The 20,176-nt window shown below is 71.3% G+C and carries 21 protein-coding genes; 6 read left to right on the top strand and 15 right to left on the bottom strand.

What is annotated here, in order from left to right; all coding sequences use genetic code 11:
- Window positions 1-29: 29 nt before the first annotated feature.
- The gene (gene paaK, locus QM517_RS16865; protein ID WP_283289151.1) at window positions 30-1,322 is read right to left on the bottom strand and encodes a phenylacetate--CoA ligase PaaK; all 1,293 of its coding nucleotides are present in this window, start codon (window positions 1,320-1,322) and stop codon (window positions 30-32) included.
- A 181-nt stretch (window positions 1,323-1,503) separates the two neighbouring features.
- Between paaK and QM517_RS16870 the strand changes: the two genes are divergently transcribed.
- Entirely contained in the window at window positions 1,504-2,913 is a 1,410-nt protein-coding gene (locus QM517_RS16870; RefSeq protein WP_283289153.1) for an aldehyde dehydrogenase family protein, read from the top strand.
- 33 nt (window positions 2,914-2,946) lie between these two features.
- Here QM517_RS16870 and paaI read toward each other — a convergent pair whose 3' ends face one another.
- The 5 genes from paaI to QM517_RS16895 are packed head-to-tail and all read right to left on the bottom strand — an operon-like array spanning window position 2,947 to window position 8,260.
- Window positions 2,947-3,348 (bottom strand): hydroxyphenylacetyl-CoA thioesterase PaaI, encoded by a 402-nt coding sequence (gene paaI / locus QM517_RS16875; protein ID WP_308208921.1) that lies wholly within the window; start codon window positions 3,346-3,348, stop codon window positions 2,947-2,949.
- Entirely contained in the window at window positions 3,345-5,435 is a 2,091-nt protein-coding gene (gene paaZ / locus QM517_RS16880; protein WP_283289155.1) for a phenylacetic acid degradation bifunctional protein PaaZ, read from the bottom strand. The genes paaI and paaZ overlap by 4 nt, the downstream gene beginning before the upstream one ends.
- Complete coding sequence (locus tag QM517_RS16885; RefSeq protein ID WP_077052579.1) at window positions 5,435-6,316, bottom strand: 3-hydroxyacyl-CoA dehydrogenase family protein; 882 nt, start codon at window positions 6,314-6,316, stop codon at window positions 5,435-5,437. The genes paaZ and QM517_RS16885 overlap by 1 nt, the downstream gene beginning before the upstream one ends.
- Window positions 6,313-7,065, bottom strand: a complete 753-nt coding sequence (locus QM517_RS16890) for an enoyl-CoA hydratase/isomerase family protein (RefSeq protein ID WP_077052578.1) — start codon at window positions 7,063-7,065, stop codon at window positions 6,313-6,315. The genes QM517_RS16885 and QM517_RS16890 overlap by 4 nt, the downstream gene beginning before the upstream one ends.
- Window positions 7,058-8,260: a thiolase family protein gene (locus tag QM517_RS16895; RefSeq protein ID WP_077052749.1), complete on the bottom strand. Its 1,203-nt coding sequence runs from the start codon at window positions 8,258-8,260 to the stop codon at window positions 7,058-7,060. Before QM517_RS16895 ends, QM517_RS16890 begins: the two co-directional genes overlap by 8 nt.
- 195 nt (window positions 8,261-8,455) lie before the next feature.
- Between QM517_RS16895 and QM517_RS16900 the strand changes: the two genes are divergently transcribed.
- The 3 genes from QM517_RS16900 (at window position 8,456) to QM517_RS16910 (ending at window position 11,196) form a co-directional block, all read left to right on the top strand.
- The gene (locus tag QM517_RS16900; protein ID WP_077052577.1) at window positions 8,456-9,079 is read left to right on the top strand and encodes a TetR/AcrR family transcriptional regulator; all 624 of its coding nucleotides are present in this window, start codon (window positions 8,456-8,458) and stop codon (window positions 9,077-9,079) included.
- Window positions 9,076-9,504 (top strand): PaaI family thioesterase, encoded by a 429-nt coding sequence (locus tag QM517_RS16905; RefSeq protein ID WP_283289159.1) that lies wholly within the window; start codon window positions 9,076-9,078, stop codon window positions 9,502-9,504. Before QM517_RS16900 ends, QM517_RS16905 begins: the two co-directional genes overlap by 4 nt.
- A gap of 129 nt (window positions 9,505-9,633) precedes the next feature.
- Window positions 9,634-11,196 carry a GMC family oxidoreductase gene (locus QM517_RS16910; protein ID WP_077052575.1) on the top strand — a complete coding sequence of 521 codons (1,563 nt, stop codon included), beginning with the start codon at window positions 9,634-9,636 and terminating at the stop codon, window positions 11,194-11,196.
- 105 nt (window positions 11,197-11,301) lie between these two features.
- Here QM517_RS16910 and QM517_RS16915 read toward each other — a convergent pair whose 3' ends face one another.
- The 7 genes from QM517_RS16915 to QM517_RS16945 all read right to left on the bottom strand — a co-directional run bounded on the left by QM517_RS16915 (window position 11,302) and on the right by QM517_RS16945 (window position 16,389).
- Window positions 11,302-12,336 (bottom strand): helix-turn-helix domain-containing protein, encoded by a 1,035-nt coding sequence (locus tag QM517_RS16915; protein WP_083735205.1) that lies wholly within the window; start codon window positions 12,334-12,336, stop codon window positions 11,302-11,304.
- Window positions 12,337-12,509: 173 nt separating this feature from the next.
- Window positions 12,510-12,857 carry a hypothetical protein gene (locus tag QM517_RS16920; protein ID WP_283289162.1) on the bottom strand — a complete coding sequence of 116 codons (348 nt, stop codon included), beginning with the start codon at window positions 12,855-12,857 and terminating at the stop codon, window positions 12,510-12,512.
- A 163-nt stretch (window positions 12,858-13,020) separates the two neighbouring features.
- A complete protein-coding gene (locus tag QM517_RS16925) occupies window positions 13,021-13,809 on the bottom strand; it encodes a dienelactone hydrolase family protein (RefSeq protein WP_077052573.1) in 789 nt (262 codons plus the stop codon).
- Between the two features lie 47 nt (window positions 13,810-13,856).
- Window positions 13,857-14,315, bottom strand: a complete 459-nt coding sequence (locus tag QM517_RS16930) for an acyl-CoA thioesterase (RefSeq protein WP_077052572.1) — start codon at window positions 14,313-14,315, stop codon at window positions 13,857-13,859.
- A gap of 44 nt (window positions 14,316-14,359) precedes the next feature.
- Window positions 14,360-15,349: a zinc-binding metallopeptidase family protein gene (locus tag QM517_RS16935; RefSeq protein WP_283289165.1), complete on the bottom strand. Its 990-nt coding sequence runs from the start codon at window positions 15,347-15,349 to the stop codon at window positions 14,360-14,362.
- A gap of 91 nt (window positions 15,350-15,440) precedes the next feature.
- The gene (locus tag QM517_RS16940) at window positions 15,441-15,920 is read right to left on the bottom strand and encodes a hypothetical protein (RefSeq protein ID WP_283289167.1); all 480 of its coding nucleotides are present in this window, start codon (window positions 15,918-15,920) and stop codon (window positions 15,441-15,443) included.
- 28 nt (window positions 15,921-15,948) lie between these two features.
- Window positions 15,949-16,389: a DUF2000 domain-containing protein gene (locus tag QM517_RS16945; RefSeq protein ID WP_077052569.1), complete on the bottom strand. Its 441-nt coding sequence runs from the start codon at window positions 16,387-16,389 to the stop codon at window positions 15,949-15,951.
- 48 nt (window positions 16,390-16,437) lie between these two features.
- Here QM517_RS16945 and QM517_RS16950 point away from each other — a divergent pair, with 48 nt between their 5' ends.
- Complete coding sequence (locus tag QM517_RS16950; RefSeq protein WP_283289170.1) at window positions 16,438-17,214, top strand: helix-turn-helix transcriptional regulator; 777 nt, start codon at window positions 16,438-16,440, stop codon at window positions 17,212-17,214.
- A 66-nt stretch (window positions 17,215-17,280) separates the two neighbouring features.
- Window positions 17,281-18,093, top strand: coding sequence for a shikimate 5-dehydrogenase (locus QM517_RS16955; RefSeq protein WP_283289172.1), 813 nt, complete (start codon window positions 17,281-17,283; stop codon window positions 18,091-18,093).
- A 49-nt stretch (window positions 18,094-18,142) separates the two neighbouring features.
- On the opposite strand, the gene QM517_RS16960 is transcribed toward QM517_RS16955, so the two are convergent.
- Window positions 18,143-19,447, bottom strand: a complete 1,305-nt coding sequence (locus tag QM517_RS16960; RefSeq protein WP_077052566.1) for an ABC transporter permease — start codon at window positions 19,445-19,447, stop codon at window positions 18,143-18,145.
- Complete coding sequence (locus QM517_RS16965) at window positions 19,444-20,151, bottom strand: ABC transporter ATP-binding protein (protein WP_077052565.1); 708 nt, start codon at window positions 20,149-20,151, stop codon at window positions 19,444-19,446. Before QM517_RS16965 ends, QM517_RS16960 begins: the two co-directional genes overlap by 4 nt.
- Between the last annotated feature and the right edge of the window lie 25 nt (window positions 20,152-20,176).

The raw sequence follows: 20,176 nt of genomic DNA on the forward strand, positions 1-20,176 counted from the left end.
CGACAATTTACAGAACGATCGTTCAGTTATCAAGCGCGCAGGTCGTAGACGCGCTTGTATTTCCCCTCGCTGCGGGCGAGGGTTCCGGGCTCCTCCACCCGCACGGCCACGGTCGTGCCGACGTGCACCTTGATGCGCTGACGCAGGACCTGGGCGGCTTGCTCGCACACCTCCCGTTCGAGGTCGGGATGCCGCTCGATGCGGACCGTCATGGCATCCATCCGCCCCTCGCGCGTGAGCTCGAGCACGAAATGCGGGGTGAGGGACTCGATGCCGATGACCAGCTCCTCGATCTGCGTCGGGAAGAGGTTCACGCCGCGCAGGATGATCATGTCGTCGTTGCGGCCCGTGATCTTCTCGATGCGGCGCATGGTCGGGTAGGCCGTGCCCGGGAGGAGGCGCGTGAGGTCGCGCGTCCGGTAGCGGATGACCGGGAACGCCTCCTTCGTGAGCGAGGTGAACACGAGCTCGCCGATCTCCCCGTCAGGGAGGGGCGTTCCGGTGTCGCCGTCGATCGTCTCCGGGAGGAAGTGGTCCTCCCAGACGTGCGGGCCGTCCTTGGTGAGCGCGCTCTCGCTCGCGACGCCCGGCCCCATCACTTCGCTGAGCCCGTAGATGTCCACGGCGTCGATGTTCAGGCGGCGTTCGATCTCCTGCCGCATCTGGTTGGTCCACGGCTCCGCACCGAGCACGGCCACGCGGAGCGACGTCTCGCGGGGGTCGAGGCCCGCCTCTTCGATGGCATCCGCGATCGTGAGCAGGTAGCTCGGCGTGCACAGGATCGCCGTCGGCTGGAAGTCGGTGATCAGCTGCACCTGCCGCGCCGTCTGGCCCCCGGACATCGGGATCACGGTGGCGCCGAGGCGCTCGATGCCCGCGTGCGCTCCGAGGCCGCCGGTGAACAGGCCGTAGCCGTAGGCGTTGTGCACCCGGTCGCCGGGGCGGATGCCCGCTGCGGCCAGGGAACGGGCGATGAGGTCCGCCCAGCGGTCGAGGTCGCCGGCGGTGTAGCCCACGACGGTGGGGCGGCCCGTCGTCCCCGACGAGGCGTGGATGCGGCGCACGTCCTCCATCGGCACGGCGAACATGCCGAACGGGTACGTGGCGCGAAGGTCCTCCTTCGTCGTGAAGGGGAGCAGTCGCACGTCGTCGAGGCTTCGGATGTCGGCGGGGGAGACCCCGGCGTCGTCGAACTTCGCGCGGTACAGCGGGACGTTCTCGTAGGCGTGGCGCACGGTCCACTGCAGGCGTGCGAGCTGCGTCGCCCGCAGCTCGGGGGAGGTCAGCGTGAGCGCGTCGGCGGGGGCGGCGGTCGTCGGCATGGGTGACTCCTTCATCACGGATGCCATTATCCAAACGATCGGTCAGGAAATCGAGTGGGCGGAGGGTGCACAGGAGTGTGCACGGCGTGCACGATGGGCGCCCGAGCCTGTGCACGTCCGCGCACGCTTCCTACCGTCGGACACAGCGGACGCCGTCGTCCGCCCGACAAGGAGGACCACTGTGAGCACCGCAGTCACGATCACCGAGTCCGTCTCGGTGCCCGAGGGCGAGGGCCGCCCGATTCCGGACGCCGCCACGCGAGAGATCATCGGCTACGCGCCGGTGCACACGCTCGCCGACCTGGACCGCGCCGTGGCGGCGGCGGAGGCGGCGCAGCCGGCCTGGGCCGCCCTCGGTCACGCGGAGCGCAGCCGCATCCTGAACGAGATCGCCGACGACATCGAAGCCCACGCCGAAGAACTCGCCCGGCTCCTCTCACGGGAACAGGGCAAGCCGCTCAACGGCCCCAACGCCCGATTCGAGGTCGGGGCGTGCGCCCTGTGGCTGCGCACCGCCGCCGACACCCCGCTCGAGCCCGAGGTGGTCTTCGAGCACGAGGGGTCTCGCGCCGAGGTGCACTACGACCCGCTCGGCGTCGTCGGGGCGATCGGTCCCTGGAACTGGCCGATGATGATCAGCGTGTGGCAGATCGGCCCGTCGCTGCGGATGGGGAACACCGTCGTCGCCAAGCCCAGCGAGTACACGCCGCTCTCGGTCCTCGCCCTCATCGAGGTCTTCAACCGGCACCTGCCCGAGGGCGTGCTGACCGGCATCTCCGGCGATCGCGAGGTGGGCGCCGCGATCGCGGGCCACCCGGGGTTCGCCAAGATCATGTTCACCGGATCGACCGCGACCGGACGCAAGATCGTGGAGTCGTCGGCGCACAACCTGGCCCGTCTGACCCTCGAGCTCGGCGGCAACGACGCCGGGATCGTCCTGCCGGGCACGGACGTCGCCGCGATCGCGGAGGGTCTGTTCTGGGGCATCTTCATCAACACGGGCCAGACCTGCGCCGCGCTCAAGCGGCTGTACGTCCACGAGTCGCAGTACGAAGACGTCGTCCAGGCGCTCGCGGGCCTGGCCGCGGCGATGCCGATGGGCAACGGCCTGAGCGAGGACACCGTCCTCGGGCCCCTGCAGAACGAGAAGCAGTTCGACATCGTCCGCGACCTCGTCGACGACGCCCGTGCGCGCGGCGCGCGGATCGTCGCGGGCGGTCGGCCGGCCACCGAGCTCGGCCCGCTGTTCTACGAGACCACCATCGTCGCCGACATCGAGGACGGCGCCCCGCTCGTCGACGAGGAGCAGTTCGGGCCCGTCGTGCCCGTGATCAAGTACACGGACATCGACGACGCCGTCGCCCGCGCCAACGCCTCCTCGCAGGGACTCGGCGCCTCGGTGTGGGCGAACGACCCGGAGGACGCGATCGCCGTCGCCGCGCGCGTTCAGGCCGGCACCGTCTGGATCAACCAGCACGGCGCGATCAACCCGCACGTGCCGTTCGGCGGCATCAAGGCATCCGGCTACGGCCAGGAGTTCGGCGTCGCAGGACTCAAGGCGGTCGCAGCGCCCAAGGTCATCCAGCGCTGAGGGACGCCACACCGTCGCGAGGGCGGGACCCGCTCAGTCCGGAGGCGTGCGGTTCGTCGTGACCGACCGCCCGCGCACCTCCGCGACGATCGCGCCGGATTCGTCCGAGACGCGCACGTCGTAGAGGCCGGTGCGCCCCGACCGCGCGCGCCGGACGGCGTGCGCGGTCAGGGTCTGGCCTGCCGTGGTGGAGCGGAGGAACGCGATGTCGGCCCCGGCGGCGACCGTCACCCGATCGTCCTCGTTGCACGCGATCGCGAAGGCGGTGTCGGCGAGGGCGAAGACGAACCCGCCGTGGGTGATCGCGAACCCGTTCAGCATGTCGGGGCGGACGGTCATCGTCACGAGCGCGTCCCCCGGCTCGGCGCGCTCGACGACCATCCCGAGCAGGGCGGATGCCGCATCCCGAGCCATCATGTCGGCGGCACCGCTCACGCCACGGCCTCCGCCGCGGTCGGCCACTCCTTCGCCACGAGGGTCAGGACGTCGTACTCGGCCACGAGCTCGTCGCGATCGTTGCGGATGACGGCATCCCACCGGACCTCGCCGTACTCGTCGGTCTCGCGCGGCGTGATCTGCTTCGCGGTGAGCGTCACGCGGATGCGGTCGCCGGGCACGACGGGGGTGACGAAGCGGAGGTTCTCCAGGCCCGAGTTGGCCAGGACGGGGCCCGGGTCGGGGTCGACGAACAGGCCCGCCGCCCACGACACGAGCAGGTACCCGTGGGCGACCCGCCCCGGGAAGAACGGGTTCGCGGCGGCCGCGTCCTCGTCCATGTGGGCGTAGAAGGTGTCACCCGTGAAGCGCGCGAACGTCTCGATGTCCGCGAGCGTCACCTCGCGCTCGGTCGAGTCGACGCGGTCGCCGATGCGGAGGTCTGTCAGCGGCTTGCGGAACGGGTGCGTTCCGGTCGCGTCGGCCGCAGCTCCGGTGTGCCACACCCCCGTGAGGGCGGTCAGCATGCGCGGCGTCCCCTGGATCGCGGTGCGCTGCATGTAGTGGAGGACGGCGCGGATGCCGCCCAGTTCCTCGCCGCCGCCCGCGCGGCCGGGGCCGCCGTGGACGAGGTGCGGCACGGGGGAGCCGTGCCCGGTCGAGGTGCGCGCGTCATCGCGATCGAGCACGAGCACGCGCCCGTTGTAGGCGCCGATGCCCGAGACGAGCGCGACGGCGACCTCCGGGTCGTGGGTCGCGACGCTCGTGACGAGCGATCCGCCACCGCGGCGGACGAGGGCGACGGCCTCGTCGATGCTCCGGTAGCCGAGCAGGCTCGTCACCGGCCCGAACGCCTCGATCTCGTGCACGGCGCTCCCCGCCTCGGCGTCGGCGGCGTCGAAGGACACCACGAGCGGCTCCAGGAACGCGCCCCCGTCCGCGGGGCCGGTGGTCCCGTCGGCACGGCGCACCGGCGGGTCCTCGAGCGATCCGACGACGAGGTGGCCGCCGGCATCCACCAGGGCGCGGACGCTCCGGCGCACCTCGTCGCGCTGCTCCGTCGAGACGAGGGGACCCATCGTCACCCCCTCGGCTCGGGGATCGCCGATCACCACGCGCGTGGAGATCGTCTGCGTCAGCGCCTCCACGATCGCGGGACGGACCTCTTCCGGCACGATCGCCCGGCGGATCGCGGTGCACTTCTGCCCGGCCTTGGTCACCAGCTCGGCGAACAGCTGCCGCACGTACGCATCGAACTCGGGGGTTCCGGGGGTCGCGTCGGGGCCGAGGACCGACGCGTTGATCGAGTCGGTCTCGCTGGTGAACCGCACCCCGTGCCGCACGCGCGAACGCAGACGCTCCGCCGTCGCCGCACTGCCGGTGAAGCCGACGCTGTCACCGAGGTCGAGCGCTTCGAGGAGCCCCGGCACGCTGCCGCTGACCAGCTGCAGAGAGCCGGCGGGCAGCAGCCCCGACTCGACGAGGATCCGCACCCACGCCTCGGCCACGTAGCCGGTCGGGGTCGCCGGCTTCACGATCGTGGGAACGCCGGCCAGGAACGCGGGGGCGAACTTCTCCAGTGCTCCCCAGACGGGGAAGTTGAACGCGTTGATCTGCACCGCGACCCCGGACAGGCGCGTGTACACGTGCCGTCCCAGGAACGAGCCGTCCTTCGACAGCGGCTCGGGCGGCCCGTCGACGATGATCCGGGAGTTGGGCAGCTCGCGCCGGCCCTTCGACGAGTACGTGAACAGCACACCGATGCCGCCGTCGACGTCGCTGAGGTTGTCGCGCGCGGTCGCTCCCGTGTGCGCCGAGAGCGCGTAGAGCTCCGCCTTGCGCTCGCTGAGCGCGATCGCGAACTGCTTCAGCAGCAGCGCGCGCTGGTGGAAGGTCAGGGCGCCGAGGCTGTCCTGGCCGACCGTGCGCGCGTGGGTCAGGACCGCGGGCAGGTCGAGGCCGGCGGTGCTCACCCGGCCGACCTCCTCACCCGTCGACGCGTCGCGCACGCTCGTCGCGTCGATGTCGTCGGTGTCGGCCGGCGACCACCAGGCATCCTGCACGTAGCTCTCCAACAGCCGGGTCATCACTCACTCCATTCGTAGAAGCCCGAGCCGCTCTTGCGGCCCAGGTGCCCTTCGGCGACGAGACGTCGCAGCAGTGCGGGAGGGGCGAAGCGTTCGCCGAACGCCGCCTCGAGTTCTTCGGCGATGCCCAGGCGCACGTCGAGGCCGACGATGTCGGTCGTGCGCAGCGGGCCCATCGGATGCCGGTACCCGAGCTCCATCGCGGTGTCGATGTCGGCGGCCGAGGCGACGCCCTCCTCGAGCATGCGGATCGCCTCGAGGCCGAGCATCACGCCCAGGCGGCTGGAGGCGAAACCGGGAGAGTCGCGCACCGTGACGGCGGTCTTGCCGATCGCCGCGACCCACCCGCGCGCCGCGTCGGCGAGGGCGGGGGCGGTGGCGCTGCCCAGGACCACCTCGACGAGCGCCGAGGTGGGCACGGGGTTGAAGAAGTGCAGCCCGAGCAGCCGGTCGGGGCGGCGGAGTGCGGCTCCCAGCGCGTCGATCGAGATCGACGAGGTGTTGCTGGCCAGAGCGGATGCCGCGGGCAGGGTGCGCTCGATCCGGGCGAGCGCATCCTCCTTGAGGGCGCGGTCCTCGGGCACGGCCTCGATGACGAGCTCGGCCGCGGCGAAGACGTCGAGGTCCGTGCCGACGGAGAGAGCGGCATCCACCTCGGCCGCGGATCTCGACGTGGCGCGGCGCTCGACGGAGCGGACGACGCTCTGGCGGATGCGGTCGGCCGCGGCCTCGGCGGACGCGCGGTCGCGCTCGACGACGTCGACGCGGCTGCCGGCGAGGAGGAAGGCGTGCGCGATTCCCGCTCCCATCCGTCCGCCCCCGAGAACGCCGACGCGGGCGGGGACGACGGCGGGCGTGTCCGTGGTGGTCTGGTCGCTCATCGCTGGTCCTTCCGTGCGCGCCGCTCCAGGAACGCGGTCATGCGGGCGCGCTTGTCGTCGCTGTCGAAGAGTTCGGCCTGCAGCTCGAGCTCGATCGCCGGATGAGCTTCCGGCGGCGCCAGCAGGGCGCGTTTGGTGAGTTCCGTCGCGCGGGGGCTGTTGCGTGCGATCCGGTCGGCGAGCTCGTGCGCGGCGGTCAGCAGCGCGGCGGGCTCGTGCAGGGCCGACACGAGCCCCCAGTCGAGGGCGGTGTCCGCGTCGACGGTGCGTCCGGTGAGGAGGAGGTCGCTCGCGCGGGCGTGACCGACGATCTCGGGCAGGCGCCAGGTGGCACCGGCGGCCGCGATGATCCCGAGGCTCGTCTCGGGGTTGCCGAACCGGGCGCGGGGCGTCGCGATCCGGATGTCGGCCGCGTAGGCGAGCTCGGCGCCACCCCCGAGCGCGTACCCGTCCACGGCGGCGATGACCGGCATCGGCAGGGCGCGGATCCGCCGGAAGACGGTGGAGTTGATGCCGCGCCGCGCGTCGGCGGCGGTGCGCTCGCGGAGCTGCGCGATGTCGGCGCCGGAGGCGAACACGCCGTCCGCCCCGGTGAGGATGAGCGTCTTCGGGGTGGTCTCGAGGTGCGCGCACAGGTCGTGCAGCTCGTCCACCATCCGCTGGTCGATCGCGTTGCGGGTGGCGGGTCGGTCGAGGGTCGCGACGACCCGATCGGCGCCCTCCTCGAGTCGCACGGAGGGGTCAGGCATCCCGGACCTCCGTCACGCGCTCGATGATGATCGCCTGCCCCTGCCCCACGCCGACGCACATGGTCGCGAGCCCGTAGCGGGCGTCTTCGCGTTCGAGGCGGCCCATGAGGGTGACGACGAGTCGCGAACCGCTCGATCCGAGGGGGTGGCCGAGGGCGATCGCGCCCCCGTCGGCATTGACGATGTCGGCGTCGAGACCGAGCCTCCGGATGGAGGCGAGCGACTGGCTCGCGAAGGCCTCGTTCAGCTCGACCGCGCCGAGATCGCCCACGCCGAGCCCCGCCTTGGCGAGCGCCTTCTCGGTGGAGGGGACGGGGCCGAGCCCCATGATCTCGGGTGCCAGCGCGGCGGCGGCGTGGGAGACGACCCGGGCCCGGGGGATGAGCCCGTAGCGCTGCACGGCCGCGGCGCTGGCCACGACGAGGGCGGACGCTCCGTCGTTGAGCGAACTGGAGTTGCCCGCCGTCACGACGTCCCCGCCCGCGACGACGGGGCGGAGCTTCGCGAGGACCTCGGCGGACGTGTCGCGGCGCGGGCCCTCGTCGGTGTCGACGGTTCCGCCCGCGGTCGGCACGGGCACGATCTCGGCGGCGAAGCGGCCCGCGTCGATCGCGGCGACGGCGCGGGCGTGGCTGCGCAGGGCGAACGCATCGGCGTCCGCGCGGGTCACGCCGTCGAGGCGCGCCACCTCTTCGGCGGTCTCCGGCATGGAGTACGCGGCCTTGTCGCGGGCCGTGAGCCGCGGGTTGGTGAAGCGCCAGCCGATGGACGTGTCGTACGCCTCGCCCGGCTTGGCCCACGCGCGGGCGGGCTTGGCCTGCACCCAGGGCGCGCGGGTCATGGATTCGACACCGCCGGCGACCACGATGTCGGCGTCGCCGGCGCGGACGGCGTTCGCGGCGAGGGTGATCGCGGACATGCCCGAGGCGCACAGTCGGTTGACGGTGATTCCGGGGATCTCGTCGGGCAGACCCGCCAGCAGCACCGCCATGCGCGCGACGTTGCGGTTGTCCTCACCCGCCTGGTTCGCCGCGCCGAGGATCACCTCGTCGATCGCGGCCGCCGGGACCCCGGCGCGATCGACCGCCGCGCGCACGACGAGGGCGGCGAGATCGTCGGGGCGGACCCCCGACAGCGCGCCGCCGTAGCGGCCGACCGGTGTGCGTGCGCCGCCGATCAGGTAAGCCTCGGACATCGTCATCCTCTCCGTCGCCCTCGACGCTTTGCAGAACGAGCGTTCAGTAATAGTGTCAAGAGTCCCGCTCCTCGGCAAGGACGGCCGCTCGGTCGACGTGACGGGGTGCGTGCGGGGCACACGATCGGGCGTCCCCGGCACAGTCGGGATGCCGCGACCGTCGGGCCCCGCCCGGCGAGGGGCCAGACTGGAGGCATGACGGTGGATGCGACGCAGGCCGCGGTACGCCGCGGCCGTCCCGGGTACGACCGCGAGCAGGTGATCACGATCGCCGTTCAGCTGTTCAACGACCAGGGCTACGACGCGACGAGCGTCGCGGACCTCGCCACGAAGCTCGGACTGACGAAGTCCGCGCTCTATCACCACGTCGAGTCGAAGGAAGCGATCCTGCGCGTCGCCCTCGACGATGCGCTCTCCGCCCTGGAGGGGGCCCTCGACGAAGCCCTCGCCGCCCACGACGTCGCCATCGACCGGTTGCGGCACATCGTCGCCGGCGCGGTCGCGGTCCTCGCCGCGAAGCTTCCCCAGGTCACCCTCCTGCTGCGTGTCCGGGGGAACAGCGACATCGAGCGCGCGGCGCTCGAGCGACGCCGCTCGTTCGACCACCGTGTCACCGCGATCGTCCGCGACGCCCAGGCGGAGGGCGCTCTCGCCGACGACATCGAGGCCTCCGTCGCCACGCGCCTCATCTTCGGGATGGTCAACTCCCTCACCGAGTGGTACCGACCCGGTGGACCGGTCACGCCGGACCGCCTCGCCGACGACGTCCTGCGTATCGCGCTGGACGGGCTCGACCGGGCGCCGCGAGGGGAATCGTGAGCGCCGTGGATGCCGAAGCGAAAGCCAGCCCGCAGGAGCCGTGGCGGATCGCTCTCGGCGCCCTCGACGAGAAGCTCGGGATCACCGTCGTGGAGCAGTCGGTCGCGGCGGTCGTGGCCACGATGCCCGTCGCGGGCAACACCCAATCCCTCGGCCGTCTGCACGGCGGGGGGAGTGCCGCGCTCGCCGAAGCGGTCGGATCCTGGGCGGCGCTGGTCTACGCCTCGACCCACGGCAAGGTCTGCGTGGGGGTGGACCTGAACATCACGCACCACCGCGGCGCACGGGCGGGGACCATCCGCGCCACCGCGACGCCGCTGCATCTCGGCGCGCGCTCCACGAGTCACCAGATCGTCATCGAGCACGAGGACGGCGCTCACCTCGCGACCGCCCGCATCACCAACTTCCTGCTCGATCCGCACTGATCGCCGCGCAGCCGGGTCCGATGCGCGTCGGGCACACCATCGTGCGCGCGAGGCGTACCCGGGCGGACCGGCCGCGCGCATTCTTCTAGGCACAGGGCGACAGCGCCCTCTGTTCAAGGAGGAACGACAATGGCAGATCTCACCGACACCGCCGACTACGTCGTCGTCGGAGCCGGCTCGGCGGGAAGTGCGATCGTGCGCCGGCTCGTCGACGCGGGCCACAGCGTCCACGTCATCGAAGCGGGCGGCGTCGACAGCAGCCCCCACATCCACTCCCCGCAGGGGTGGCCGGCCCTGCTCATGTCCGAGAACGACTGGGCGGTGATGACGACGCCGCAGGAGCACCTCGGCGGGCGCGTGGTGTACTGGCCCCGGGGGAGGACCCTCGGCGGATCCAGCTCGCTCAACGGCATGATCTACATGCGGGGAGATCGCAGCGACTACGACGGCTGGGCCGCGGCCGGCGCCGACGGGTGGTCCTGGAGCGATGTCCTGCCCTACTTCCTCCGGTCCGAGGACCACGCGGACGGGGCCGACGAGTACCACGGCAGCGGCGGACCTCTCCACGTCGAGCGGATCCCCGAGGACAAGCGCAACCCCGTGGCGGCCGCGTTCGTGGAGGCCGCGGTCCAGGCGGGCCTCGACCGCACCGATGACTTCAACCGCGATCGCCTGGACGGTGCGGGCTTCAACCACACCACGACCAAGGACGGTCAGCGCCACAGCGCGTGGCAGGCCTACGTCGCCCCGATCGCGGACAGCGATCTCCTGGCGGTCACCGCGGGAGCACTGGTCCACCGCGTCCTCGTCGAGGACGGCCGTGCCGTCGGCGTCGAGTACTCGGTCGACGGCGCGATCGCTCGCGCCTCCGCGCGATCCGAGATCATCGTCTCGGCCGGTGCGATCGGATCGCCCGCGATCCTCCTGCGCTCGGGCATCGGACCGCGCGAGCACCTCCAGGAGATCGGCGTGGACGTCGTCGCCGACGTCCCCGGCGTGGGGGAGAACCTGCACGACCACCTGCTGGTCAGCGTGCTGTACGAATCGACCGACCCCGTCCCCGCGGGTCAGTGGAACCTCCTGGAGAGCCAGTTCTACGCGCGCTCCTCGGAGTGGGACGGTCCCGCGCCCGACCTGCAGCCCCTGTTCATCCACCTCCCGTACCCGACCGACGGCGGCGCCGCCCCCGAGCAGGGGTACACGATCGTCGCCGGAACGGTGCGGCCGTACTCGCGCGGCACGATCCGGCTGGCATCCGCGGATGCCACGGTCGCCCCGCTCGTGGACCCGAACATCTTCGCCGACGAGCGCGACCTCGAGGCGATGGTCGACGCGATCGAGCTCTCCCGCACCGTGGGGGCTCAGGACGCCCTGGCTCCGTTCCGCAAGGCGGAGTTCGCGCCGGGTGCCGACGTCACGACGCGGGATGAACTGCGCGACTACGCCCGGCGGATGGTGGGCACCTATCACCACCAGGTCGGCACGTGCCGGATGGGCCAGGATGCCGGGGCCGTCGTCGATCCGGACCTGCGGGTGCGCGGCATCCAGGGCCTGCGCGTCGCGGACGCCTCGGTCATGCCCTTCGTGCCGAGTGCGAACACGAACGCGCCGTCGATCATGATCGGCGAGAAGGCCGCCGATCTGCTGCTCGGGGTCCCCGCTCCGAAGCACGAGGCGGCCGTCCTGGCCTGAGCCGGCCTCGAACACCGCGTCCCCCGGACCGCACGTGTGCGGGTTCGGGGGACGCGGTCTCGTCGCGTCCGGGAGACGCGGAGAAGACCGGTTCGCCCGCGCGGGTCAGGAGGCCCGGGTCGACTGCGAACGGTAGTCGCTGGGGGTCGAGCCGAACTCCTGGCGGAAGGAGCGGGCGAAGGCCGCGGCATCCGCGAATCCCCATCGGGCGCCGATGCTCGCGATCGGCTTCTGGGCGAGGGCGGGATTCCCCAGGTCACGGCGGATGGCGTCCAGCCGCGCGCGGCGGATCCACCCGCTGACGGTCGCGTCGCGCTCCTCGAAGAGCTTCTGCAGCGCGCGCACCGAGATGTGGTGCGCCGTCGCGATGCTCGCGACGGTGAGATCGGGATCGCCCAGATGATCGGCGATGAAGGATTCGATGCGCAGGAACATCGCGCGCCGGCGCACGTCCTCGGGCGTGCCGTGCGCGAGGTCGAGGCGTTCGCCGAGCGCGGCGGTGAGCAGATCGAAGACGGCGTCGGCGAGAGGCAGGCGGTTGCTGAGGGCGTCCCGGTCGAGCGCTTCGCTCAGCGAGTGCAGGAACGTCGAGACGATGCCGCCGAGGCCGTCCCGACCGGAGAAGCGCGACGCGGTGACGCTGCCCAGGTGCCCCCGATCGAATCGCAGGGCTTCGACGGGGAACATCACCACGAACATGCGGAACGTGGATCCGAAGTCGAGGGCGTACGGCCGAGTGGTGTCGTACAGTGCGAAGTCGCCGGGCGTGAGCACCGCGTCCCGGCCGTCCTGACTGATGGTGCTGCGGCCGTGGAGCTGCAGCCCGAGCTTGATGTGCCCGGGGTCGTCGCGGGCGATCTCGCCCCGCCCCCGACTCACCCGCACCGCGCGCCCCGAGACGGTGCTCGTGAACGTGGGACCGAGGGGCTGGGCGATGAGTCGCCCCTCGAAGCGTGCGCGTTCCTCGGGTCCGGCGGCGTGGGCACGCAGCGGCACGAAGCTCCGGCTCACGGCATCCGTCCACAGATCGAACGCGGACGTCGGCGAGGTGGGTGCCAGGCTGGAGCGGGAACACTCGACGAGGGTGCGCCCGGATGCGGGGGAGAGAGGGGAGTCGGGCTCAACGGCGTCGGCGGACACGGCACTCCTCGCGTCATTGCGTGGTCACGTCTGTGCCGCTCGGGTGCGGCGTTCGTTGATTTTACGTCGGCCGACCGAATTAATGAAGCATCGGTCAGGAAATGCTCGGGCGTCGCCGCGACTCAGGTCGTCGGGGCGCGACCCCGGGGCGGGGGCCGCGCCGCCGAGGGGCGTCAGGCGGCCATCGAGGCCATCATGGCCTCGCACTTCATGACCAAGTCGTCGCACGCCATGGCGCAGTAGCGGCACATCTCGTCCATGTCGGCGTGCATGCGGCACTCGTCGGCGCACGCCTTGCCCATGGTCATGCAGGCCATCATCATGGCCTTCATCACGTCCATGTCCATGCCGGCGGGGCGCATCATCATGTGCATCGTCGCCTGGGCCATCTCGACCATGTTCGAGCACATGGCGCAGCACTTCGCCATCTCGGCGCCGTGCATCATGTCGCTGCCGGCGCACATGGCCGCCGCCATCGCGCAGGCGTTCATCGACTGCAAGCATTCCTGCATGGCATCCATGTCCATGGTCATCTCGCCCATGGGCATCGACTTCATCATCATCATGGTGTCCATCCGGGTCTCCCGTATCGTCGCGTGAATGGCGAGGTCTCGCCGTCGGGTGCTTCTGTGACGGAATGTTACGCGCGAGGCTCCGAGGGCGACAGCACTCTCAGGAGAGTGATCAGCCGGCGAGGCGCTCGCGGAGGAACTCGACGACCAGCTCGTTCGCGCGATGGGTGGGGTGCCCCTGCACGGTGGCCGACGCGTCCGTGAGGACGGAGTGCGCGTTCGCGGGGATGCCGTCGGCATTTCCGGGGGAGGAGTCGATCTCGAACGCCCGCCACCCCTCGCCGAGCAGCCGCTCGAACGCCGCGAAACGCTCCGCCGGAACGCTCCGGTCGTCGGTGAACCGCAAACCCAGAGCGCAGAGCCCGTCGCCCGCGCGGCGGCGGACCGCCGCCTCTTCGGTGGGGCTCAGACCGGTCGCCGAGCGTCCGGCCCCGATCGCCGGGGGCACCGCGGGCTGGGAGACGACCGGCGCGAGCACGCTGGCATCGGCCGCCGTCGCCAGCGCGAAGCCGCCGGAGAAGCACATCCCGATGACGCCGACGCCGGGGCCACCGTGTTGGGCGTGCACGTCACGGGCCAGGGCGCGGAGGAATCCCGCGATCGGGCGGCCGGCGCGGCGGGCGAACGCCGCGAACTCCCGCGAGACGCACATGCGCAGAGCGGAACCGGCGAGGTAGCCACCGCTCACCGGTCGCCCCGGCGTCCCGATGATCGACGGGAGGACGACGTGGAATCCCGCCGCGACCAATCGCTGGCCGAGCGCGATCACCGCGGGCGTGGCGCCGGGGATCTCGGGGATCAGGATGACGCCGGGGCCGTCCCCGCGGCGGTAGACGTCGTGGGTGATGCCGTCGTGCGTGAACGGCGAGACGTTCCATCCGGCCAGGAGCTCCGTGGTCATGGGCTCAGTAGATCACCCCCGCGCCGGGCCAGGGGCGGTGCGAGCGACTAATCGAGCCGGATGCTCCCGGTCGCGGGGTGCTCGTGCGGCATGCGATCGCGGTCGTACGTGATGGCGGTGTAGCCATGCGGCTTGGGCTTGCCGTCTTCGTCGACGCTCACGAACACGAGGCGCTCGATCGTGAGGATCCTCTTGCGCGTGATCATGTTCCGCACGACCGCGCGCATCGTCAGCGACGTGCGACCGAAGTGCGTCGCGGTGAGCCCCATCTCGATCAGATCGCCCTGCAGAGCGGATGCCTCGAAGTTGATCTCCGAGATGAGCTTGGTGACCACCCGGTAGTTGCCCAGCTGGATGATCGCGTAGATCGCGGCCTCTTCATCGATCCAGCGCAGCAGGCTGCCGCCGAACAGCGTGCCGTTGGCGTTGAGGTCTTCGGGCTTGACCCACTTGCGCGTGTGGAAGTTGATGCCGTCGTCCGAGGGATGCCACTGGGGTTCGGTCACCCCTCCACGCTACTCCCGAGTCTCATCCGGCTCCGTCGCCGCCGTCAGCGCGCCGGGCGGAGCGACGCGACGAACTCCAGCTTGTCCAGCACCGGCTCCGGGATGACGAAGGGGTAGAGGTCGTCCTTCCCCATCGAACGGTTGATCGTGTTGAGGGAGGTGGCCAGTGGCATCCACACCCCGGTGACGACGTCGCGGAAGAGGGAGAAGGCGTCGACGCCGGCGACCGTGATCAGTCCGTAGGCCGTCGCCGTCTCGAGCGTGTCCGTGATGTGGAGGTAGTGCGCCCACGTCTCGGCGAAGTCTTCGTAGGGGTGCATCGTGGCGTACGTGGAGATGTAGCGCTCGGGCCAGTCCTTCGGCGGCCCCTCCGAGTAATGCCGGTCGATCTCGGCCTGATAGTCGGCGGTCTCGTCGCCGAAGAGCTCGCGGGCGCGGGTGATGCGGTCTGTCCCCTCGACGAGCACCCACTCGATGTAGTGCCCGACCTCGTGGCGGAAGTGGCCGAGCATCGTGCGGTAGGGCTCGCCGAGCTGCTTCTGCATCTTCACGCGGTAGGTGTCGTCGCTCTCGGCGAGATCGATCGTGATGACGCCCTCGTCGTGTCCGATCACGACGTCTTCGGCCACGCTCGACAGCAGGTCGAAGCACAGCCCCCGTTCCGGGTCGTCGGCCTTCCCGACGATCTCGAACCCGAGCCGGTCCAGTTCGAACAGCAGCCAGCGCTTGGCGCGCTCGGCCACCGGGTACTGCGAGAGGCCCTCGAGATCGGCGTCGTTCGGGCGCACCCGGGTGAGGTCGCACGCCGAGCACTGTCCGCCCTCGAGCGCTGCCAGCCACGTGCACCCCGACAGATCGAGGTTGCGGCAGACGTGCCAGACGAGCCCGGCGGAGTCGACGTACCGACCGCTCTGGTCGACCGGGACGATCTCGGCTTCGCCGCGGGAGAAACCGAGCGGCGTCCCGCAGGACACGCACACCGAGTTCTCGAAGTGGAGGGGAGCAGCGCACACGCGGCATCGGAACGACTTCACACCCCCAGCCTGTCAGGTCGCCGGCCGGGGTACGACGGGGTTGCGCCGGGGCGCGCAGTCGCCGGCCGCTGTGCGCGGCCGCGCCGTGCGACTATGCCGACACGAGCGCGATGGACGCGATCACGGTCTCCACCTCGGCTGCCGATGCCTCATCTCCGGTAGGCGAGGAGCCGATCACGATGAGACGGTTCACCCCCGGGGCCGCGCACGTCGCGACGAGCGCGCGATCGCCGGTCGTGCCGCGCATGACCGGAGCGCTCTCCCCGGCGAAATCACCGTATCCCCCGCCGAAGTCCCTACCCGTGGGTTCGAACGCGCGGACCACCCCGAACATCTCCGCGCCGTAGTCGCGGGCGGTCATGACGCCCACCTCGCGGTGGGCGATGACGCGGACGACGGCGTCCCGCCACCGCACGGTCAGCAACGGATCGTCGCCTCCCGCGCCGTCGGACACGTCGGCATCCAGCGGCACGTCGATCGTGAACGCCTCTTCCCCCGACTCCCACATCTCGTGCTTCGCCGTCTCCACGGTCGGCAGCAACTCGGGGGTCGTGAAGGTCATCGTGCGCACGGCATCCATCCTGTCGGACGCGCCCGGGTCAGGCGTGGAACACCGCACCCTTGGCGATGCGGTCGATGACGTTCCTCGGACCGCGCAGCGCCAGGCCGACGAGGTCGAGGTCGTCGGCGGCGATCGCGGCGACGGTCGCGCGGTTGGCGTCGTCGTGCATCGTGGCGAAGAGCTCGCGGGCGTAGATCGCCAGGGCGACGTCGTCGCGGGCGGCGGCCTTCGCGCGGGCGCGCGCCAGCAGTGCGGCGTCGCCGGTGAGCACGATGACGGGCTGCCGCAGCATCGGGAGGTACTCGGTGCCGTCGGCGTCGCGGTACGGCTCGCCCACGACGCCCGGGGCGCTCGTCGCGATGCCGGCGGCGAGGAAGGCGGTGACGTTGAGCTCCTGCCAGGCGGCGAGGTCGTCGCCGAGGATCACGACGATCTTCGTGTCGAACGTCGGGGCGGTGGAGGGGGTCGTGTCGGTCATTCCTCCAGCGTCCGCTCCCGGCGTCGCGCGGTCTTGTACGTTTCTTGCATGATCGAACGGGTGCGCGCGTGGCATCCGGACGTGCCGTTCCTGCGCGAGGTCTATCACGCGAGCTTCGACCACGCCTACCCGCTCCACACCCACGACGACTGGGCCGTGATGCTCGTCGACCGCGGCGCCGTGACCTACGACCTCGATCGGGTCGCGCACCGGGCCGCGCCCGGCGCCCTGACGCTGCTGCCGCCCGGCATCCCGCACGACGGGCGGTCGGCCGTCGCCGGCACCGGCTACCGCAAGCAGGTGCTGTACCTGCGCCGCGACTGGCTCCCCGACGACGCCGCCGACCGCGTGTCCCGGCGTCCCACCCTGGGGAGAGGATCCGCGGAATCCGCCGCCCGGCGCGTGCACGCCGCCCTGCGGTACCCGGGGGAGGAGATGGCCGCCGAGCACGCGCTGCTGGTGGTCCGCGATGCGATCCTCGCCCACACCGGCACGGAGGTCGCGGCCGTCCGCGATGCGCCGCTCGCCCGGCGCCTGCGCGGGATGCTCGACGACCGCTTCACCGAGTCGTTCACGATCGCCTCGGCGGCCGCGCACCTGGGCGCGCACCCCAGCCACCTCGTGCGCGAGTTCTCTCGCGCGTACGGCATGGCGCCCCATCGCTACCTCGTCGCACGCCGGGTGGACGCGGCGCGGCGGCTGCTGGTCGACGGAGGCCGCCCGGCCGAGGTCGCCGTCCGGACCGGCTTCCACGACCAGGCGCACCTGACGCGGCACTTCCGCCGCGTGTGGGGAGTGACGCCGGGGGCGTTCGCCCGCGGGTAGGCCCGCACGGCGCGCGTCCGCCGCCTCGTACGATCGAAGGATCGCCCGCGCACCCCGGAGGCCACCATGCCCGAACTGAGCAAGGACACCACGCTCTGCATCTCCCTGGCGGGTCGCCCGTCGAACATCGGAACCCGATTCCACAACTTCCTGTACGCCGAGCTCGGGATCGATTTCGTCTACAAGGCGTTCACGACCACCGACATCGCGGGAGCGATCGCCGGCGTGCGCGCCCTCGGCATCCGCGGCTGCTCGGTGTCGATGCCGTTCAAAGAGGCCGTGATCCCGCTGGTCGACCACATCGAGCACTCCGCCGCCGCGATCGGGTCGATCAACACGATCGTGAACGACGGGGGAGTGCTGACGGCCTCCAACACCGACTACGAGGCGATCGCGAGCCTCATCGAGAGCCATCGGCTCGACCCCGCGGCATCCGTGCTCGTGAGGGGATCGGGCGGGATGGCCAAGGCCGTCGTCGCGGCCTTCCACGACGCAGGGTTCAGGGATCTCACCGTCGTGGCCCGTAATCCCGACGCGGGCCCCGCGCTCGCGGCCGCCTACGGCTTCCGTTGGGTGCCCGACGACCCGGCGCCCGGAGCCGACATCATCGTCAACGTCACACCGCTCGGCATGAACGGGGCGGATGCCGACTCCCTGGCGTTCTCGCCGGAGCACATCGCCGCGGCGGCCACCGTGTTCGACGTGGTCGCCTTCCCCGCCGAGACCCCGCTGATCCGCGCGGCGCGCGAGGCCGGGCGGAACGTCATCACGGGCGCCGAGGTCATCGCCCTCCAAGCGGCGGGCCAGTTCGCCCGCTACACCGGTGTGACGCCGACGCCCGATCAGGTCGCTCGGGCCTCGGCGCACTCGCGCGCCTGACACGACAGGGCCCCGCGGTCGGAACCGCGGGGCCCTGTCGTCGTGACGGTCACTCGTACCGCAGCGACTCCACCGGGTCGGCCCGCGCGGCGCGCGCGGCGGGGAGGCTCCCGGCGAGGAACGCGATTCCCATGATCACCAGGGACGTCACGACGATCGACACGGGGTCGAAGGCGATCAGCTGCAGCCCCGGGAGGTCGCTGAACAACGTCCGCGTGAGGGCGGCGCTCACGGGCACGCCCACGGCGATGGCCACGACGGCGCCCAGCACGCTGCCGAGGAGCCCGAGCACGACCGCCTCCAGGCTGAACAGCGAGAACACGCGCCCGCTGCCCATCCCCATGGCCTTCATGAGGCCGATCTCCCGCGTCCGCTCCTGCACCGACATCAGCAGGGTGTTGACGATGCCGAAGCTCGCCGCCAGCAGCGCGATCACCGCGAACGCGTTCAGCACCAGCACGATGCCGTTGATGACGGCCTGGAACGTGCCGAGCTGATCGGCGACGGTGCGGCCGGTGTAGCCGGCATCCGACAGCGACGACTTGACGGCGTCGATCTCGGCCGCAGTCGCGGACGACGACACGGTCACGCTGGCGGTGGCGTAGCGGTCGAGCTCGTCCTGCGGCACGCCGGTGTTCTGCGCGGTGAACAGCGCGTCCTGGAGGGCGGTGTTCGTCGTGAGGGCCGTCGCCGTGGTGAACGCCTCCTGGGTGACGCCCGTGACGGTCGCCTCGACGAGGTGCTGCGTCCGCAGCGGATCCGTCACGGCGATCGTGACGGTCTTGCCCACCGCGTCGCCGTCGTCCGAGAAGCCCAGGGGCGCGACCAGCGCGGAGGGGAGCGCCACCTCGAGCGCATCGGCGGTGTTGTCGGGAGCGACGCCGACCGACAGCTGCGGCGTCTGGCCGCCGATGATGCCGCCCGCCGACGCGACGTACCGGTCGCCGCCGTCGTACTGCACGTAGTCGATGGTCGCGGAGCGGACCGGGGTCACGCTCTCCACCCCGTCGATCTGCCCGATCGCGGTGATGTCGTCGTCGGTCAGTGCCGACACGGAGCTCGACGCCCCGGGGCGACCGGGGCTCGTCTGCGCCGAGGCGATGGCATCCGGATCGTACTTCTGCGGGTCCGTGGACGTCGCGTCGCTCGTGGAGGTCTTCGACACCGTCAGCACGTTCGAGGCGCCGATCGACGACACCGTGCTGTCGATAAAGCCGTTGATTCCGGTGCCCAGACCGTTCGTCAGCGTGAGCGTGAACGCACCGACGAAGATCGCCAGGACGGTGAGGATCGTGCGCGTCTTCGAGCGGAACGTGTTCGAGAACGCGGTCGAGATCAGGTCGGTGGTCTTCATGCGGCGCGCCCCTCCTCGGCGACGATCACGCCGTCGCGGATCTGGATGCGGCGGTCGCACCGGGCCGCCAGGTCGTCGTCGTGCGTCACGACGATCAACGTGATGCCGTGTTCGCGGTTCAGGCGGAACAGGATGTCCTCGACCACCGCGCCGGTCTGGGAATCGAGGTTGCCGGTGGGCTCGTCCGCGAAGATCACCTGGGGGTCGTTGACCAGCGCGCGGGCGATCACCGCGCGCTGCTTCTGGCCGCCCGAGAGTGCCGTCGCCTTGTTCTTGGCCTTGTCCTGCATGTCGAGCTCGGTGAGGGCGGCGAGCCCGCGGCGCTTGCGCTCGGCGCGTCCGATCCCGGCGATCTTCAGGGGCAGGACCACGTTCTCCAGCACCGAGGCGTTCGGGGTGAGGAAGAACTGCTGGAAGACGAAGCCGAACGTCTTGTTGCGCGTGCGGTTGAGGCGACGGCCGCGGAGGGTGGCGGCATCCGTTCCGTCGAGGGCGACGGTGCCGGTCGTGGGGGCGTCCATCAGGGCGAGCAGGTGCATGAGGGTCGACTTGCCCGACCCGCTCTTGCCGACGATGGCGACGCTCTCCCCGCGCCGGATGTCGAGGGAGACGCCGCGCAGGGCGTCGAAGCGGGCGGATCCGCGGCCGTACGACTTGTGCAGGTCGACGACCGAGAGGAGCGGAGGTGGGGTGTCGGGTGTCATGCCCCCACTCTCGCCCGGGGCGTCG

Source organism: Microbacterium sp. IEGM 1404 (genome assembly GCF_030056775.1).
Lineage (GTDB): Bacteria > Actinomycetota > Actinomycetes > Actinomycetales > Microbacteriaceae > Microbacterium.

Bases quoted from the DNA above. Each gene is read 5' to 3' on its own strand.
- QM517_RS16925 (WP_077052573.1), bottom strand. From the start codon at position 13,809: ATGACCACGGAGCTCCTGGCCGGATGGAACGTCTCGCCGTTCACGCAC.
- QM517_RS16955 (WP_283289172.1), top strand. From the start codon at position 17,281: ATGCCCGAACTGAGCAAGGACACCACGCTCTGCATCTCCCTGGCGGGT.
- QM517_RS16895 (WP_077052749.1), bottom strand. From the start codon at position 8,260: ATGTCCGAGGCTTACCTGATCGGCGGCGCACGCACACCGGTCGGCCGC.
- QM517_RS16890 (WP_077052578.1), bottom strand. From the start codon at position 7,065: ATGCCTGACCCCTCCGTGCGACTCGAGGAGGGCGCCGATCGGGTCGTC.
- QM517_RS16945 (WP_077052569.1), bottom strand. From the start codon at position 16,389: ATGACCGACACGACCCCCTCCACCGCCCCGACGTTCGACACGAAGATC.
- QM517_RS16965 (WP_077052565.1), bottom strand. From the start codon at position 20,151: ATGACACCCGACACCCCACCTCCGCTCCTCTCGGTCGTCGACCTGCAC.
- QM517_RS16960 (WP_077052566.1), bottom strand. From the start codon at position 19,447: ATGAAGACCACCGACCTGATCTCGACCGCGTTCTCGAACACGTTCCGC.
- QM517_RS16885 (WP_077052579.1), bottom strand. From the start codon at position 6,316: ATGAGCGACCAGACCACCACGGACACGCCCGCCGTCGTCCCCGCCCGC.
- paaZ (WP_283289155.1), bottom strand. From the start codon at position 5,435: ATGACCCGGCTGTTGGAGAGCTACGTGCAGGATGCCTGGTGGTCGCCG.
- QM517_RS16920 (WP_283289162.1), bottom strand. From the start codon at position 12,857: ATGGATGCCATGCAGGAATGCTTGCAGTCGATGAACGCCTGCGCGATG.
- paaK (WP_283289151.1), bottom strand. From the start codon at position 1,322: ATGCCGACGACCGCCGCCCCCGCCGACGCGCTCACGCTGACCTCCCCC.
- QM517_RS16910 (WP_077052575.1), top strand. From the start codon at position 9,634: ATGGCAGATCTCACCGACACCGCCGACTACGTCGTCGTCGGAGCCGGC.
- QM517_RS16900 (WP_077052577.1), top strand. From the start codon at position 8,456: ATGACGGTGGATGCGACGCAGGCCGCGGTACGCCGCGGCCGTCCCGGG.
- QM517_RS16950 (WP_283289170.1), top strand. From the start codon at position 16,438: ATGATCGAACGGGTGCGCGCGTGGCATCCGGACGTGCCGTTCCTGCGC.